This is a genomic window from Halobacillus aidingensis (assembly GCF_900104185.1).
Classification (GTDB): domain Bacteria; phylum Bacillota; class Bacilli; order Bacillales; family Halobacillaceae; genus Halobacillus; species Halobacillus aidingensis.
This window is the reverse complement of record NZ_FNIZ01000019.1, coordinates 1-15,793: the sequence shown is the minus strand read 5'-3', so window position 1 is coordinate 15,793 and position 15,793 is coordinate 1. Positions and strand designations below refer to the sequence as shown.

General features: G+C 42.0%; 18 protein-coding genes. 13 read left to right on the top strand and 5 right to left on the bottom strand.

Annotated elements, in window-relative coordinates; all coding sequences use genetic code 11:
- Positions 1-201: 201 nt before the first annotated feature.
- A complete protein-coding gene (locus tag BLS23_RS15915) occupies positions 202-651 on the top strand; it encodes a helix-turn-helix transcriptional regulator (protein ID WP_089654035.1) in 450 nt (149 codons plus the stop codon).
- A 41-nt stretch (positions 652-692) separates the two neighbouring features.
- Here the strand turns inward: BLS23_RS15915 and BLS23_RS15910 are convergent, their stop codons facing one another.
- Positions 693-944: a ferredoxin gene (locus BLS23_RS15910; protein WP_089654034.1), complete on the bottom strand. Its 252-nt coding sequence runs from the start codon at positions 942-944 to the stop codon at positions 693-695.
- A 130-nt stretch (positions 945-1,074) separates the two neighbouring features.
- Here BLS23_RS15910 and BLS23_RS15905 point away from each other — a divergent pair, with 130 nt between their 5' ends.
- The 4 genes from BLS23_RS15905 to BLS23_RS15890 are packed head-to-tail and all read left to right on the top strand — an operon-like array spanning position 1,075 to position 4,543.
- Entirely contained in the window at positions 1,075-2,145 is a 1,071-nt protein-coding gene (locus BLS23_RS15905) for a YpbB family protein (RefSeq protein ID WP_089654033.1), read from the top strand.
- Entirely contained in the window at positions 2,135-3,646 is a 1,512-nt protein-coding gene (locus BLS23_RS15900) for a RecQ family ATP-dependent DNA helicase (protein ID WP_089654032.1), read from the top strand. The genes BLS23_RS15905 and BLS23_RS15900 overlap by 11 nt, the downstream gene beginning before the upstream one ends.
- On the top strand, positions 3,643-4,239 hold the full coding sequence (locus BLS23_RS15895) for a CPBP family intramembrane glutamic endopeptidase (protein WP_089654031.1): 597 nt from the start codon (positions 3,643-3,645) through the stop codon (positions 4,237-4,239). Before BLS23_RS15900 ends, BLS23_RS15895 begins: the two co-directional genes overlap by 4 nt.
- A complete protein-coding gene (locus BLS23_RS15890; protein WP_089654030.1) occupies positions 4,232-4,543 on the top strand; it encodes a hypothetical protein in 312 nt (103 codons plus the stop codon). The genes BLS23_RS15895 and BLS23_RS15890 overlap by 8 nt, the downstream gene beginning before the upstream one ends.
- A gap of 3 nt (positions 4,544-4,546) precedes the next feature.
- On the opposite strand, the gene BLS23_RS15885 is transcribed toward BLS23_RS15890, so the two are convergent.
- The 3 genes from BLS23_RS15885 to BLS23_RS15875 are packed head-to-tail and all read right to left on the bottom strand — an operon-like array spanning position 4,547 to position 5,637.
- Positions 4,547-5,116 carry a manganese catalase family protein gene (locus tag BLS23_RS15885; protein ID WP_089654029.1) on the bottom strand — a complete coding sequence of 190 codons (570 nt, stop codon included), beginning with the start codon at positions 5,114-5,116 and terminating at the stop codon, positions 4,547-4,549.
- Positions 5,117-5,149: 33 nt separating this feature from the next.
- Positions 5,150-5,419, bottom strand: a complete 270-nt coding sequence (locus tag BLS23_RS15880) for a spore coat protein CotJB (protein WP_089654028.1) — start codon at positions 5,417-5,419, stop codon at positions 5,150-5,152.
- Positions 5,416-5,637, bottom strand: coding sequence for a spore coat associated protein CotJA (locus tag BLS23_RS15875; RefSeq protein WP_089654027.1), 222 nt, complete (start codon positions 5,635-5,637; stop codon positions 5,416-5,418). The genes BLS23_RS15880 and BLS23_RS15875 overlap by 4 nt, the downstream gene beginning before the upstream one ends.
- A 123-nt stretch (positions 5,638-5,760) precedes the next feature.
- Between BLS23_RS15875 and BLS23_RS15870 the strand changes: the two genes are divergently transcribed.
- The 7 genes from BLS23_RS15870 to BLS23_RS15840 all read left to right on the top strand — a co-directional run bounded on the left by BLS23_RS15870 (position 5,761) and on the right by BLS23_RS15840 (position 13,732).
- Positions 5,761-6,399, top strand: a complete 639-nt coding sequence (locus BLS23_RS15870) for a CBS domain-containing protein (protein ID WP_089654026.1) — start codon at positions 5,761-5,763, stop codon at positions 6,397-6,399.
- Positions 6,400-6,780: 381 nt separating this feature from the next.
- Positions 6,781-7,548, top strand: a complete 768-nt coding sequence (locus BLS23_RS15865; RefSeq protein WP_167356103.1) for a metallophosphoesterase — start codon at positions 6,781-6,783, stop codon at positions 7,546-7,548.
- A 96-nt stretch (positions 7,549-7,644) separates the two neighbouring features.
- Entirely contained in the window at positions 7,645-8,544 is a 900-nt protein-coding gene (locus BLS23_RS15860; RefSeq protein WP_089654024.1) for a MerR family transcriptional regulator, read from the top strand.
- Positions 8,545-8,888: 344 nt separating this feature from the next.
- On the top strand, positions 8,889-9,470 hold the full coding sequence (locus tag BLS23_RS15855) for a genetic competence negative regulator (RefSeq protein WP_089654023.1): 582 nt from the start codon (positions 8,889-8,891) through the stop codon (positions 9,468-9,470).
- 700 nt (positions 9,471-10,170) lie between these two features.
- Positions 10,171-11,091, top strand: a complete 921-nt coding sequence (locus BLS23_RS15850) for a D-alanine--D-alanine ligase (RefSeq protein WP_089654022.1) — start codon at positions 10,171-10,173, stop codon at positions 11,089-11,091.
- A 151-nt stretch (positions 11,092-11,242) separates the two neighbouring features.
- On the top strand, positions 11,243-12,523 hold the full coding sequence (locus BLS23_RS15845; RefSeq protein ID WP_089654021.1) for a Glu/Leu/Phe/Val family dehydrogenase: 1,281 nt from the start codon (positions 11,243-11,245) through the stop codon (positions 12,521-12,523).
- 234 nt (positions 12,524-12,757) lie between these two features.
- A complete protein-coding gene (locus BLS23_RS15840) occupies positions 12,758-13,732 on the top strand; it encodes a YpdA family putative bacillithiol disulfide reductase (protein ID WP_089654020.1) in 975 nt (324 codons plus the stop codon).
- Between the two features lie 70 nt (positions 13,733-13,802).
- Here the strand turns inward: BLS23_RS15840 and BLS23_RS15835 are convergent, their stop codons facing one another.
- The gene (locus BLS23_RS15835; protein WP_089654110.1) at positions 13,803-14,771 is read right to left on the bottom strand and encodes an asparaginase; all 969 of its coding nucleotides are present in this window, start codon (positions 14,769-14,771) and stop codon (positions 13,803-13,805) included.
- A 91-nt stretch (positions 14,772-14,862) separates the two neighbouring features.
- Between BLS23_RS15835 and prsW the strand changes: the two genes are divergently transcribed.
- Positions 14,863-15,522, top strand: a complete 660-nt coding sequence (gene prsW, locus BLS23_RS15830; RefSeq protein WP_089654019.1) for a glutamic-type intramembrane protease PrsW — start codon at positions 14,863-14,865, stop codon at positions 15,520-15,522.
- Positions 15,523-15,793 lie beyond the last annotated feature (271 nt).

Sequence of the window (15,793 nt, the reverse complement as noted above, 5' to 3'; positions counted from 1 at the left end):
GTATTTGCAGGGGGTTCTTATATTCGTTTAGGCAATGATCCTCCATTCCCTCACGATACAAGCCGACAGCCTTGCGAAAGGGAGGCAACCGTACCCCTGACTTTGTTTCTAGTCTACCCGGGCGCACCAAAGCCTTTGTTCTAGGATTGTCCCTCTCGCTCATGTTAAAATAAAGGAACGTAGAAAAGGGGACGATAGGTTATGGATAAACACGACGTACGGAAACAGGTTTCTGAAAAAATTAAATTGATCCGTGTCGAGCATGGATATACCCAGGACAAAATGGCAGAAATCCTCGGATTATCTAAAAAGACGCTTGTCCAAATTGAAAAACAAAGAACGCTGGCAGGCTGGACAACGGTTGTCGCCGTATGTGCTCTTTTTCAAGAGAGTGATGTTTTGAAAGGCGTATTAGGTGATGCCCCTGTAGAAATAGTGGAAACCATTGCCCATGAGCAAGTGGAACCTCAAGGGAAGAAGACGCTCGGTGGAAAAGTATGGTGGCAGACGATTGCGGAAGGAGAAAACTACATCCTTCAGCAAAATGTCATTAGTCATCACTATAGAATCATTGATTCCGAAGATTATCGTATGTTTTCAACGATTGACCGGGAAGAGGCGGAAATCCGTTTTGAAGAACTAGTAAAATAAAAAAGCCCCTTTCTTCAAGGGGCTTATGGTCAAAAGGTCTATCACTCTTCGTATTTCAAAGGGTCCCCATGAAAGGGAGACGTAGAGATCTTTATAGAATCTGTGGGACACCCTTCCAATGCATCCTCCATGTCCTCTTCGTACAGCTCAGGAACTTCCTCTGTACCCTCGTTATCATCAAGGACGACATAAGCGATTCCTTCATCGTCGTAATCATATAAATCAGGGGCAGCAGCACCGCACGCCCCGCAAGCAATGCAGGTCTCTTTATCTACGATTGTATATTTGGCCACAAAACGACCTCCTTCATGAGACTTTCTGTATGATCGAGGCATTGATTACATAAGTACAACGTTTATTGTAAATCGGACGTGAATGGTTTTCAACTAAACCATGTTGAACAAGTAGGAAAGGGGGGAGAAGATGTTCGATCATGTGGTTTTAACATGTGTGGATCGATTCAGAGGAGAGCGTACAGTGTCCGGCATTTATCATTTACTGACAGGCAAACGGTCTTCGCAAACATTACAGGATGCCAAGGGGTACGAACTTGATACGCTTTTTGGTATCTATCCATCACTAAAGCGTGAGTCATTGGAAAAGCGGGTTCAACCATTGATTCGTGACGGGTTGATCCAAATAAATGAACAATCTTTCCCTTCTATAACTTCTGAGGGGGCTCGGCGATTGTCTTCGTTCCCGATTCAAGAGCTTACATACTTTGACGGTATGGTCTGGCATGATGTGATTCCTACTTTCGTCAGAAGAGTTTATCTTATGTTACAAATGATGGCGAACACCAATGCTGGTATTGACCATTATGTACCTATCGTGGATGACTTCGGTACTCAGAATTGGGTGCGAACGGTCCATCATCAATTTCAGGATAAATTGCCGAAGATGGTAGAATCGATGTATGAAGAAATTCACCATCTACTAAAAGAACATCCCTCTCTTCAAGCGGAGTTGTTTGTCCATCGTTTGACAGGGGGAGGCGTTATCGGCATGACGATCGATCAGCTCAAACGGGAGTTCGATTTGAATATAGAAGATGTAGAGCTTATGCTGCAACATACCCATTATTATTTGTTTCTTGAATCCAAAAAGAAAAAGGATCGCTATCCTGTGCTGCACCTCTGTACAAAAGGGCTCGATGCGACACATCTCATTACAAGGTCGGCAAGAAAGACATATCAATATATTCAACAAGGTTTGAGCATGCAGGAAATTATGAATTTAAGAAGGTTGAAAAAAAGCACGATCCAAGACCACATCGTAGAGTCAGCTTTAATCATTCCTGATTTTTCGATCACTTCTTTTTTGAGTGAGGAAGACGTACGGGAGATAAATAAAATGGGGAGTCAAATGAATACAAAAAAGCTGAAGCAAATCTATGAAGCTCTGGATGGAAAGTATGATTATTTCGAATTGCGTCTCGCTTTAGCAAAAGGACAGCACGTAATAAAGGAAGGTATGACGCAGGATGAAGCATGATCTAGGTTCATTACTTAAAGAAAATTTTGGCTTCAGTGAATTTCGGGAAGGGCAGAAAGAAGTGATTACAGATGTCCTCGAAGGCGAAGATGTATTAGGAATCTTACCTACCGGAACAGGGAAATCGCTATGCTATCAACTTCCTGCCAAGATCCTTGGTGGAACAACACTTGTCGTATCTCCACTCATATCTTTGATGGTGGATCAGGTGAAGCAATTGAAAGCTTCCGGTTATAAGGCGGTTACTGCTGTGAACAGTTTCATGGATCAGCATGAAAGAAATGCTGTATTGAGGAACCTTCATAAGTACTCTCTCGTTTATATTTCACCAGAAATGTTGCAGACCGATTGGTTGCAGAACCGTTTGAATCGCATGCATGTCAATCTCTTCGTTATTGACGAAGCCCACTGCATTTCTCAGTGGGGGCATGAGTTCAGAACCGATTATCTCAAGTTACATAAGACCATCGAAAACCTCGGGCACCCAACCGTGATGGCCTTGAGTGCAACAGCTACACCTGACGTACAGCGGGATATCATGGAAAAGTTGAGGCTCCCTCATATGAAAAAAAGAATCTATCCCATGGATAAACAAAACATTAGTTTTGCTGTTGAAGAATGCACAAGTCCAGAAGAAAAAACGGATCGGATTGTCCAATTGCTCAAGAAAAACCAGGCCCCGACGATGATCTATTTTTCCAGCCGGCAGTGGGCAGAAAAGGTCAGCTTTGAACTGAGGGATCGTTTGAAGCAGAGGGTCGCTTTTTACCATGGTGGCATGGAACAAACGGATCGAATGCTGGTGCAACAGCAATTTATGAATAATCAATTGGATGTTATTTGTTGTACGAGTGCCTTCGGTATGGGTGTAGATAAAAAAGATATACGAATCGTTATACATTTTCATTTGCCCCCTCAACTAGAATCCTTTATCCAAGAGGTTGGCAGGGCAGGAAGAGATGGGGGAGCGGCATTCAGTCTTCTGCTCTTTACACGTCAGGACCACTATCTTCCTCAACGGCTCATCCAGAGTGAATTACCGGGGAAAAATGACCTTCAGCAGGTATTTTCCTTTTTAACGAAAAAGCAGGGTGAAAAGGTTCCGGAAGATGATGTCATGGTTGAACGATTTGAATTATCCGAATCACAATGGAACTTTATCAAGTTTCAATTAGAAGAGGAAGGAGCGTTACAAGACGGAAAATTAATAGGTGTCACGCCTGAACTCATTCAGGAAATTCATCGCTTTTTAGAGGAGAGATGGATATATAAACACAACAAACTGAATGAAATGTTAAAGTGGATCCATGCCTCCGAATGTCGCAGAGAAGCGTTGTATAAACCATTTCAGGACATGATCCGAAAGCCAACCGTCCCGTGCTGCGATGTATGTGATTTCAGCATAGGTGACCTATCTTTCCAAGAGGAGAGACAAACGTATGATACATTCAGCTGGGAAGATCGGTTAAAGCTGATTTTTAAACAAGGAGCCGGTTTATGAAACGAAAGAGTCAATCAGAACTGATTATGGAAATGAACGACCGGGAAATTACATTACAATTGGTTCTTACTCAGTTGAGTATACTGATTCTCGCACTCATTGGCAGTGTATTTCTTTTTGATGCCTTTTGGGCCGATTGGAGCAGTCAAATTGACTTTCACGCCAGCGAGCTGCTGGTTTATGGGTTGATTCCAGGACTTATGGTGCTTCTCATCGATCTTTTTCTCGTGTATCGTTTACCTCGAAGGATGTACGACGATGGCGGTATTAACATCAAAGTATTTAAAAACCGTTCCAGTATAAGTATTATAGGAATTACTTTGTTGGTGGCGGTTAGTGAAGAAATGTTATTCCGCGGGGTCTTGCACGCTGAGTTTGGATATGTCGTTGCGAGTGTCCTCTTTGCCGTTATGCATATCCGTTATTTGACGAAAATCGTGTTATTGATTTCAGTATTATTCGTCAGTTTCTTTATTGGTTATATGTATGAGGTGACCGGTAATTTACTTGTGACCATCTTGGCACATTTCCTTATTGATGTTGTATTAGCCTTTTGGATACGTTTTGGAAAATGGGGGGAAGCCGATGAGTGACCAGCATTCATCAGAAGATCAAGCAGAAAAGTTGAGAGGAAACACAGAGGATGGCGGGTTTGAAAACGAAGAACTAGACATCCTGGATCTGCCGCCAAGAAAAAATGTTCATGAAGGTAGGAAAGAAAAAACGAGGTGGAGGGTGAATGCGATTTGGATGCGCTTCCTTTTTGTGATTCTCCTTATCTTGATCATTGTGATTCTATCCTACCCTTACTGGGATGTGTGGTTTGGACAAACCTTTCCAAAGCCGGCCATCATAGAAGAATCGCCCTACCATGAACAAATCACGGTAGAGCGGTAAGGTTTAGAAAAATTGTTTTCGATCCTTTTCGAACTTAAGTATTTCAACCGCTTCTCTGAACCTTTGGGAATGAACCACCTCTCGTTCACGCAAAAATTTCAAACTGTCATTCAAGCACGGGTCATCTGACATGTTAATGATCCACTGATAGGTAGCTCTGGCTTTCTCCTCGGCAGCAATATCTTCATATAGGTCAGCAATCGGATCTCCTTTTGCTTGAATATAAGTAGCTGTCCATGGGCTCCCGGCTGCGTTATGATAAAACAATGCATTGTCGTGGTTTGCATAATGGGCACCAAGTCCAGCCGCTTTCATTTGTTCCGGGGTAGCATCTTTCGTAAGTTTATAGATCATCGTGGCAATCATTTCTAAATGAGCGAATTCTTCTGTACCGATATCTGTCAAAAGTCCAATCACTTTATCAGGTATACTGTACCGCTGGTTCAAGTAACGAAGGGCTGCGGATAATTCGCCGTCCGCTCCTCCATACTGTTCGATCAAATATTTTGCAAGCCTCGGATTGCATTCTGTTACTTTTACAGGATATTGTAACTTCTTTTCATAATACCACATAAGCGCCCTCCTATTTCCTTCATGAATGAAGGGTTATAATTGCCATGGCCACGGGCTGTCTCCCCAATTCCATGGATACCCTGAAAAACTGGCTCCATACTGCCTTAATGGCCCGAATCGCTGCTCATAGGCAGATTTTAGATCCCTGCTTTCTACTGCAAGCTGATTGAATTGCTGGATCGCCTGGGTGTCCTGCGGATGGGTATCCAGGTAAAGAGTAAGTTCCACCAAAGCGAAATCCACCATCTGAATTTTTTCCATTAAAGCATAACGCTCTTTTGCAGGATCGGCCGCTTGCTTCATCGTTTTGCTCCTTTCTCTAAAGGTGTCGGGTATGGATCGTATAATACCGGCCAAAGAGTTCCTTTATACAACGCTTCTTGAATAGGGAATTGTTGCAAATTTGGGGGCTGAAATCCCAGATAAAGATTCGGTGGTGTCTGGTAACAAACCGTCCCTCTTGGCGGGCAAGGATCAAAAGGGCCGTGGTAAGGCTGGTAGCATTTGATTGGTGTGTACACCTAAATCACATCCTTTTCCTTGGAATTTTATGTGCTCCTTTCTTGTCCTATTCGATTTAGGCAGGAAATTCGTAAGCTGATGGCGAAATTATTACCGTGCAAATCAAAAGAAGAGGTGAGTGTATGTTTGTTAAAGGAATTATGAAACCCGCCCACAAATCCTTCACGGCGGAAGCATCCGCTTCACTTTCAGAAGTTTTGAAAGTGCTTGATGAGAAAGATATTGAAGCCATGCCTGTCTTAAAATCAGGACAGTTCACGGGGATGATTTCTAAAGAAATTATATTCCGGGCTTATTTTAATTCAGAAGAAGAAATGGATCGGAAAACGTTTCTTCGTGAAACCACTGCTGGTGATGTTGCTATGTATGAGGGTTTTTATATTCATGATGAAGAGGTTTTTGAACATACGCTGCCATTGTTCAAGGGTTTTTCCGTACTGGCTGTCGTCAACGAATCTAAGAAGTTTCTCGGCCTCGTCACGAGGTTTGATGTCATCGAACAATTCGAGAGTGCGTTCGGAGTCAAAAAACAAGGAGTAAGAATTGCTTTCACTTCCGAAGAATCATCAGGAAGGATTGAAAGACTGGGGGATATTATTAAGAGTTATCACGAAAACGTGATTTCACTTGCCACTTTTGATGAAACCGATAAGCTTGCCAGAAGAATTGTGTTGAAGATTGAAGACAATGATAATATTGAAGCCTTCACGAGGAAGCTTGAAAAAACGGGTTTTAGAATTTTAAGCGTAAAGAAAGTGTGAGTAAGGACTTTCACTTTCTTGAAATTTAAAAGCGTGATATATAAATGGAACAAAACCGCTCAGGATGTGTGTTTTTTGAGCGGTTTTTTTGTATTCATTGTTCATGTGGCCTGTATGTTATGTATTTTTAGAGGTACTTTATCAGGCTTGTATGGGAAAGAACATACGTGCGAACAAAACTATGAACAGAATCACCTGCTCACTTAACGACCACCCAAGGCCCTCAAAACTCTCACAAAAGTCCTGAAATCATAGAACTTCAACATATCATCACTTCTTATTATGGTTTTTTAGTGGGAAGCTTTCTTTTGGATTCGTTTTATTATACTTGGGCGTTTGTGATAATATAAGGGTTCTAATACTATGAAAGGGGGTGTCCGGATGGTATGGGTGCTGCTATTTGTCCTTATTGGCGGAGTCATCCTGTTGGGGTATATGTATTTTTTATCAGGAAACGACCATTTACAAGAAAAACAATTGCCCTGTAGGGGTTTGGATGCTCACCAAAGGATTCAACTGTTATTCATAAGTGATATACATAATCGAAAATTGAAGGAATCGACGTTCAAAAAAATGCGCTCCGTCGATCTTGTTATCATCGGCGGTGATTTTGTAGATAAACGGACATCTAATGAACGTTTCATGCACAACCTATCCATATTAAAGCAATGGGGGGCTCCCGTTTATTTCGTTCCTGGTAACAATGATCATGAGTGGAAGTTTGGATCATTTTTGGATGACTTGATTAAAGAAGAAGTTATCCCTCTTTCAAATGAGGATGAGTATGTGGAGTTACCAAACGGCACTCCGGTTGTATTAAGTGCTTTAGATCCTTATTTCATGAAGCCTAACCGAAATGCATCCTACTTAGAGGATGAAAATTGTCTACAGATCCTTTGTGTACATGATCCGTATGTATTTAAAAGAATGAATCAAGTGTACAAGGGAAGGTTTGATATCGTCTTAAGTGGACATACACATGGTGGGCAGATCCGGTTGTTTGGCTTCGGACCTTATGAACGTGGTGGGTGGGAGATCGAGGGAAACCAGTCTTTTCTTGTGAGTGAAGGGTATGGTACATCTTTATTACCTCTCCGTCTAGGGACAAAAGCAGAATGCCACTGGATAGAATTAACCCCCAAACATTAAATCGAATTTCGAAACATATAGGGAGAATATTGAAATTTTACACACATTCTTGACATCCTATATAATAGAGGAAAATGGACGGGTGGAGGCAGACTTATGGCGACAACAAAAGCAAAATACAATATTAAAGCTGTGTCACAGTTGTTAGGAATTCAGCCGGGTACGCTCCGTGCCTGGGAAAGAAGATATAAAATGATCCGCCCATCAAGAAATGAGGCTGGCCATCGTCTGTACACTGATGATCATGTCCGAATTTTAAAATGGTTAATGGAAAAAGTGAATAAAGGATTTACTATATCGCAAGCTGTTTCCTTGTTAGAAAGTAATGAAGAAGCTTTGTCGAGTTCTAATCATTCCGAACATAAAACCGAGCTGGATAAAATCGGTGATGAGCTGTTGAACAGCCTTCTCTCCTTTAATGAAAATGATGCTCAGCGCCATTTGGATCATGCATTTAGTTTGTTTACCCCAGAAACGGTGGCCATTGATATCATCGGTCCTATTCTTGTGAAGGTCGGTGACTTATGGGAGGAAAACCGGATTACAAGTGCCCATGAACATTTCGCCAGCCAGTTCATCCGTTCAAGGATCGGCATGATGCTTCTGTCTATTCCAGCAGATGGAATGCTGCCAAAAGCTCTGCTTGTATGTGGTCCTAATGAACGTCATGAATTAGGGTTACTCATATTTGCTCTGTTTTTGAAACGGAAAGGATATGATGTCATTTATCTCGGTCAAAGCATTGCTGGTGGAGATATTGATATTGTCATTGATGAAATTGAACCCACGTACATGTTCATGTCCTGTACGCTTAAGAAAAATATCCCTATAACGGTAAGGCTAGCAGAATCATTACAAAAACAATACCCTGACTTAAAAATTGGTCTTGGTGGATATGCTTATGATCGCCTTTCTGAACTAGATAAGAAACGGATCCAGCCATTTATCGTAGGAAACTCTAAAAAAGCATGGGAACGTTGGTTGCAGGCAACATAACGTTTAACATTTCCATTTGAAACGGGATGCACACTTAATAATGGAACGGAACCTTGTTATAATGAGGGGCCGTTCCATTATTAATGGAAGGCCGTTTTGTACCTTTGCGTCTTTCTGAAGTTACAGTTCAGACCAGAAGAAAGCATTAGGATTGGCGTATATGCCAGTTATGTATCGATTAAATGAACCCTTTTGAGAGGATGTTTCATTTACATAACCCCTTATATGGGATTGGAAAATGTTTGCCCACGCCCAAATCCTTAGATATAATTTGAAAAAAGGTGCCATAATCGCATCAGTCATCATAAGATATAGATAACACATCGTGACAGGGGGGCGATCATGTGCGAGTGGAAAGAATGACAAATGAGAAATTTAAAATTTTCCTTACGTTTGATGATCTAATGGATCGGGGGTTGTCTCGTGAGGAGCTTTGGAGTGATTTGCCTAGAGTGCATCGTATTTTCAGCGATATGATGTATGATGCAGGAATCGAACTAGGTGTCGAATTGTCAGGTGTCCTGTTGGTGCAGGTATATCTCCTGCAAGCACAAGGCATGTTAGTGGTCGTAACGAAAACAGAGCCCGCTGATATAGAAGACGATGAAGATTACATGGAAATGAAGGTCACTTTGGATGAAAGTAAAGAAATGATGTTCTCCTTTGAAGACTTTGAACATGTCATCCGGGCAGGGCACCAGCTTTATCAGCTTAATGTGACCGGAGGCAGTGTTTTCTTTTATCATGACTCCTATTATATGCTTCTTGAAGATGAAGATATCTTTCATTTAGATCAGGATCAAGTGATTGCGCTATTGTCTGAGTTTGCTTCCGCTACAGCAGCGACTTCGCACCGCTTGATTGAATATGGAAAACAAATCATGGACAAAGATGCATGTCGAACCATCTATAAACATTTTTCATAAACTGCAAGAGCGACGCTTCATAAGAGTCGTTCTTTTTTTATGACACAACGATGGCACTGAACGGCATTCTACTGTTTGGCAGGACTCTTAAAGACTTGATTTCGAGGCTTTTGTGTGAGTGTATCGGACCGGCGGGGAATGACTCGCTTTCCGCGGGAGCGCGTTGAGCCTCCTCAGGCTTACGCCTTGCGGGGTCTCACCAAGCACTCTTTGCCCACAGGAGTCTCCCCATTCCCCTCCGCCCCTTGCCGTATGTACTTCTCGAAATTATTCAGCTGAGGACCTGCCTATTATAGTAAGATAATCACGCTCCAGTACCGTGGTTATAGCATTCTCTGTCGCAAAATATCTTGTCCCTTGAAAGTAGTTTCGAGCACCTTTCAATCGTATGGTGGTTGGGAAAATGGGGAGACTCCTGTGGGAATGGATTGGCTAGCGAACGAAGCCCGAGGAGGCTTGCCGTCATCCCCACGGAAAGCGAGCCGTTTTCCCAACCACCAAAACCACTCAACAAAAGTCTCGAAACTAAGTTTTCAAAAAAAAGGGTGCAAATGTTTGGGTTTGAGGCTTAGGGTTTATTGTGGTTTATAAAATAATTCAGAGCTTTATTTTTAAATAGAAGCTTGAAAGGGAACATGTTAAGATAAGAGTTGGTGTAAGTTAATTATTATTTAGTGGTCTATGAAATGGAGTGTAACAAATGAAGATTGCGGTTTTATATGGTGGTACGTCAGGGGAACGAGAAGTTTCTCTCTCAACTGGAAAGGGAATCATTAAAGCATTGGAGAACAAGGGACACGATGTTACGCCGATCGACTTTTCTCCTGAAAAAATGGAGGAAGTACTGAATTTAGATGTGGACCTCGTTTTTATCGGTTTGCATGGACGGTTCGGTGAAGACGGAAAGATCCAAGGTCTATTAGATATGCTCGGCATTCCTTATGTCGGTTCAGGCGTTTTAGCTTCAGCCCTGGCTATGGACAAAGCAAAATCCAAGCAAATATTCTCCTTGAATGGTTTACACACAGCGAAAAGTGAAGTGTTTGATGTTACGGATCAACATCAATTTTCGATGATCGAAGATAAAATCAAACGAACGTTCACTCTCCCATTTGTCATAAAACCGAATCAAGAAGGTTCTACTTTAGGTTTAACCATCGTCAAGAAAGAACAGGATATACGTCAAGCGATTGAAACGGCTGCACATTCTGACTCTATGATTCTAGTCGAAGATTATGTCAAAGGTAGAGAAGTGACTGTACCTGTTATGGGATACAAAGGAAAAGAACAGGCACTTCCTGTTATAGAGATCATTCCTAAGAATGATTATTATGATTTTGATTCAAAATATAAACCTGGGGGCAGTGAACATATCGTACCAGCCAAACTGAGTGACAAGTTGACAGCTCAACTGCAACAAGACTCCATCTTGGCTCACCAGCTGCTCGGGTGTGATGTTTATTCACGTGTTGACTTCATTATTAATGAAAACGAAGAACCAATCATCTTAGAAGTGAATACATTGCCTGGAATGACACCGACAAGCCTTTTCCCTGATTCTGCTCAGGCAATCGGGTTAAGTTATGACGACCTTATCCAAAAATTCGTAGAGCTATCGTAAAAAATAAAGCCACACAGGTGTAAACGTTTACATTTTTCTTTGAAAACGGTTAGAAAAAGCCGCATTCAGCTTTCCTAATTAGTAGTGAACGTGTATACTAATCACTGAAGAACGAGCCCTAATCGAATGGATTGATATAGGAGGTAAATGGATGGTAGCCGATAAGCCAACAGATTCTGCAAACCAAAAAAATGAGAAACTTGATGTGTTAAAATCCACTCAGACGGTGGTCAAAAAAGCACTTGATAAATTAGGTTATCCCAATGAAGTATATGAGTTAATGAAAGAACCTGTACGAATGATGACGGTAAGAATTCCTGTACGAATGGATAACGATCAGATTAAAATCTTCACAGGCTATCGTGCCCAGCATAACGATGCGGTCGGTCCAACGAAAGGGGGCGTCCGTTTCCACCCGAACGTATCTGAAAAAGAAGTAAAAGCGCTCTCTATCTGGATGAGTCTGAAAGCAGGGATCGTTGACCTTCCCTATGGTGGAGGGAAAGGTGGAATCGTATGTGATCCTCGTGAAATGTCCTTCCGTGAACTTGAAGGAGTCAGCCGTGGGTACGTGCGTGCCATCAGTCAAATTGTAGGCCCTACAAAAGACATTCCTGCACCAGACGTTTTTACAAACTCTCAAATCATGGCCTGGATGATGGATGAGTACAGCCGGATTGATGAATTTAATAATCCTGGTTTCATTACAGGGAAACCTCTTGTTCTTGGTGGTTCTCATGGCCGTGAAACAGCGACGGCCAAAGGTGTGACCATATGTATTGAAGAAGCGGCCAAGAAGAAAGGAATCAACGTAGAAGGGGCAAGAGTCGTAGTACAGGGCTTCGGTAATGCAGGAAGCTTCCTAGCGAAATTCATGCATGATCGAGGGGCAAAAGTTATTGGTATTTCAGACGCCTACGGTGGACTTCACGATCCAGATGGACTTGATATCGACTACTTACTAGATCGCCGTGACAGCTTTGGTACAGTCACAAATTTATTCAAGAATACCATCACAAATGAGCAGCTATTGGAGCTTGATTGTGACATTCTCGTACCCGCAGCGATCGAGAATCAAATTACGGAAGATAATGCCCATAACATAAAAGCAACAATCGTTGTAGAAGCAGCTAATGGTCCGACGACATTGGATGCTACAAGAATCCTATCTGAACGTGGAATTCTACTCGTACCTGACGTTTTAGCTTCCTCAGGTGGAGTGACTGTATCCTACTTCGAATGGGTCCAAAACAACCAGGGTTATTATTGGACGGAAGAAGAAGTGGAAGAAAAGCTTCACAAAGTCATTGTCAAAGGATTTGATAATGTCTATCGTACCGCTGAAACACGTCGTGTAGATATGCGACTCGCTGCTTATATGGTCGGAGTTAGAAAAATGGCGGAAGCATCGAGGTTCCGTGGATGGATCTAACTTGATTATAAGAATGCAATCTCCTATCATGGTTATGGTAGGAGATTCATTTTTTATGAAAAAATAACTCTCCATAAGTTGTCATTACTCGAAAGTATTACACTCGGAAACGTAAACTTTTTAGCATGAATAGCGTCTGGAGCATAGATTTGCCAAATTGGAATATGGAAACCATACCAGATCTGATGAATTAGAGAAATGAGCTGTATCGGGAAAGAAAGAGGAGTGTTGGTCGTGCAAGAAGAAAAAGTCATCATCATCGGTGGTGGGCCATGCGGAATGAGTGCAGCCATCGAATTGCAAAAAGAAGGAATAGAACCACTAATCATAGAAAAAGGAAACATCGTCAATTCGATTTATCATTACCCTACACATCAGACGTTTTTCAGTTCGAGTGAAAAACTTGAGATAGGGAACATCCCCTTCATTACAGAACGTCAAAAGCCAGTCCGCAATGAAGCCCTGGCTTATTACAGGGCCGTCGCAGGAAGAGAAGATTTGCGAGTGAACACGTATGAAAAAGTAACTCAAGTGGATCGCAATGACCACGGATTCATCATCCAATCACAAACAGGGGACGGTGAAGGTAAGAGTTACCGTGCGAACCAAATCGTCATTGCTACTGGTTATTACGATCAACCGAACTATATGAATGTTAAAGGTGAAGATCTACCAAAAGTGAAGCACTATTTTAAAGAGGGACACCCGTATTATAAAAAGAAGGTCGTAATCATTGGCGGCAAAAATTCAGCGGCCGATGCTGCACTGGAATTAGAAAAATCAGGGGCTCTCATTACCGTTCTTTACCGTGGGGAAGACTATTCGAAAAGTATTAAGCCATGGATTCTTCCTCAATTCGAAGCATTGGTCAAAAAAGGCATCATAGACATGGAGTTCTGTGCGAACGTTAAAGAAATCACCGAGGATGAAGTTGTCTATGAATGTCATGGTCAGGAAAAACGAATTGAAAATGATTTCGTGTTTGCCATGACTGGCTACCGTCCTGACCATGCGTTTCTCACTAAAATGGGAGTAGAGATGGATGAAGAAACAGGAAGGCCTGCGTTTGATGAGGATACGATGGAGACGAATGTCGAGGGAATCTATATTGCAGGGGTTATCGCGGCTGGCTATAATAACAATGAAATTTTCATTGAGAATGGCCGTCATCATGGAGGAAAAATAGCAAAGGCTGTAACAAATAAATAACCAAAAAAAGCCTGGCGTCCATGGATGCCAGGCTTTTGTATGGGCACATATCATTGATTCCTCGATTTCCTCAGCTGAACATATGTTCCAGTTCAGTCATATTTGTGGTCATTTCAAGTGCGACCATCAATTTAATTCGGGCTTTTGGTCCAGTAAGACCATTGGCAAAAATGATTCCCATTTCCTTCAGTTGACGTCCGCCACCCGGATATCCGTATGTATCCTGGACAATTCCTTGATAGCAGCGGGAGACTAGAACAATTGGAATGCCCTCATTCAGGGTGCGCTCTAAAGCATCTACCGTTTCTGGTGGTAGATTCCCTTGTCCTAGAGCCTCAATAACAAGGCCATCCACATCGCTTTCCCGGACGGCGTCGATCAAAGTCCCATCCATACCTGCGTAGGCTTTGATGAGGGCTACTTGCTTTCCAATGTTTTGAATCGGGTAGGAATCACGGCGTGTCATTTTATGATGGAAGAACACTTCTGTTTTTGTAGTAATTCCGATGGGACCATATTGAGGACTTTGGAACGTTGCTACATTACTCGTACTGGTTTTGGTCACGTTTTTAGCTGTATGAATTTCATCGTTCATGACAACCAGCACACCTTTGTCCTGCGCCTCGTCGCAATTGGCTACTCTTATCGCGCTTAGTAGGTTATACAGGCCGTCGGATCCGATTTCATTACTTGAACGCATAGCCCCGGTGACGACTACGGGTTTTCTCGTCTGCAAAAATAAATCCAAAAAATAAGCGGTTTCTTCTAATGTATCTGTACCATGCGTGATAACGATGCCATCATAGTTTTTCTTGGACATTTTCTCATGGATGGATCGGCCCAGTTTCAGCATATGATCCGGCCGGATATGGGGAGAAGGGAGATAAAACAATATTTCGTCCTCAATCACCGTGTTCCCTTTAAGCATGGTGGAGATCTCGTCCAATGGGTGTTTGGACGAAGTGTTCACTTCACCTGTTTCTTTGTTTTCCTTCATAGATATTGTGCCACCTGTGTGAATGACTAGTATACGCTTCATATTTACACCATCTTCCATTCAAATGTTCCTTTTCTCATACCTTCATGATACGATGAAACGTAGGTGAATGAAAGAGAGAGGGTTGAGAAACATGGCCATATTGACTGCCGCTATATCTCCTGCCGTGGCCATCATGACATTTATATATTTAAGTAAACGGATCGAATTAGAGCCCCTTCCTCTAATCATCCGCATGTTCATCATAGGCGTAATCATGGTTTTTCCTATCATGTTCATTCAGTATGCTTTTGAAACAGAAAATGTATTTCATTCGTCATTCCTGAAGTCTTTTTTCCTCGCTGAATTACTTGAAGAATTCTTCAAATGGTTCTTTTTGTTATTTGTGGCGTATCGTCATTCTGATTTTGATCATCATTACGACGGGATTATATACGGGGTGGCTGTCAGTTTAGGGTTTGCAACGATAGAGAACATCATCTATATCTTCCAAAACGGAATTGAAATCGCCATATTACGTGCTGTTTTCCCTGTTTCTTCCCACGCCCTTTTCGGCCTCATTATGGGGTACTACATGGGAAAAGCGAAGTTCAGGACGAATCGTTCGAACTGGTGTTTAGCGTTAGGCCTGGTCATTCCCGTAGGATTACACGTCATTTATGATTATATTATTACCGTGAAAGAAATGACATGGATGTATTGGATTACCCCTTTTATGATTATATTGTGGCTGATCGGGCTTCGTAAGATCAAAATAGCGAATCAGCATCATGAAAAATTATTAAAACCATGAAGAACAGCCATCGAGCTGTTCTTTTTTTATTTATTTAATACTAATTCTGATACAAATTAGTTATTGAACAATATGGCAGGATTGTGGAAGACTCGATTTCGAGACTTTTGTGGGATTCTAGGGGCTCCGGGAAAAGGTTCGCTTTCCGTGGGCGAGTGATGAGCCTCCTCGAGCTAATGTACTGACCCCATAAAATTGGACACTATGTAATTAGGCTGTTGCTTGATGCTTATTGCGGAATTGGACCGGGCTCATCCTTAGTTTAGACTTG

Coding starts and splice junctions, on each gene's coding strand:
- BLS23_RS15905 (WP_089654033.1), top strand. CDS start 1,075: ATGTTCGATCATGTGGTTTTAACATGTGTGGATCGATTCAGAGGAGAG.
- BLS23_RS15890 (WP_089654030.1), top strand. CDS start 4,232: ATGAGTGACCAGCATTCATCAGAAGATCAAGCAGAAAAGTTGAGAGGA.
- prsW (WP_089654019.1), top strand. CDS start 14,863: ATGGCCATATTGACTGCCGCTATATCTCCTGCCGTGGCCATCATGACA.
- BLS23_RS15860 (WP_089654024.1), top strand. CDS start 7,645: ATGGCGACAACAAAAGCAAAATACAATATTAAAGCTGTGTCACAGTTG.
- BLS23_RS15885 (WP_089654029.1), bottom strand. CDS start 5,116: ATGTGGTATTATGAAAAGAAGTTACAATATCCTGTAAAAGTAACAGAA.
- BLS23_RS15865 (WP_167356103.1), top strand. CDS start 6,781: ATGGTATGGGTGCTGCTATTTGTCCTTATTGGCGGAGTCATCCTGTTG.
- BLS23_RS15895 (WP_089654031.1), top strand. CDS start 3,643: ATGAAACGAAAGAGTCAATCAGAACTGATTATGGAAATGAACGACCGG.
- BLS23_RS15900 (WP_089654032.1), top strand. CDS start 2,135: ATGAAGCATGATCTAGGTTCATTACTTAAAGAAAATTTTGGCTTCAGT.
- BLS23_RS15835 (WP_089654110.1), bottom strand. CDS start 14,771: ATGAAGCGTATACTAGTCATTCACACAGGTGGCACAATATCTATGAAG.
- BLS23_RS15845 (WP_089654021.1), top strand. CDS start 11,243: ATGGTAGCCGATAAGCCAACAGATTCTGCAAACCAAAAAAATGAGAAA.
- BLS23_RS15915 (WP_089654035.1), top strand. CDS start 202: ATGGATAAACACGACGTACGGAAACAGGTTTCTGAAAAAATTAAATTG.
- BLS23_RS15880 (WP_089654028.1), bottom strand. CDS start 5,419: ATGAAGCAAGCGGCCGATCCTGCAAAAGAGCGTTATGCTTTAATGGAA.
- BLS23_RS15870 (WP_089654026.1), top strand. CDS start 5,761: ATGTTTGTTAAAGGAATTATGAAACCCGCCCACAAATCCTTCACGGCG.
- BLS23_RS15850 (WP_089654022.1), top strand. CDS start 10,171: ATGAAGATTGCGGTTTTATATGGTGGTACGTCAGGGGAACGAGAAGTT.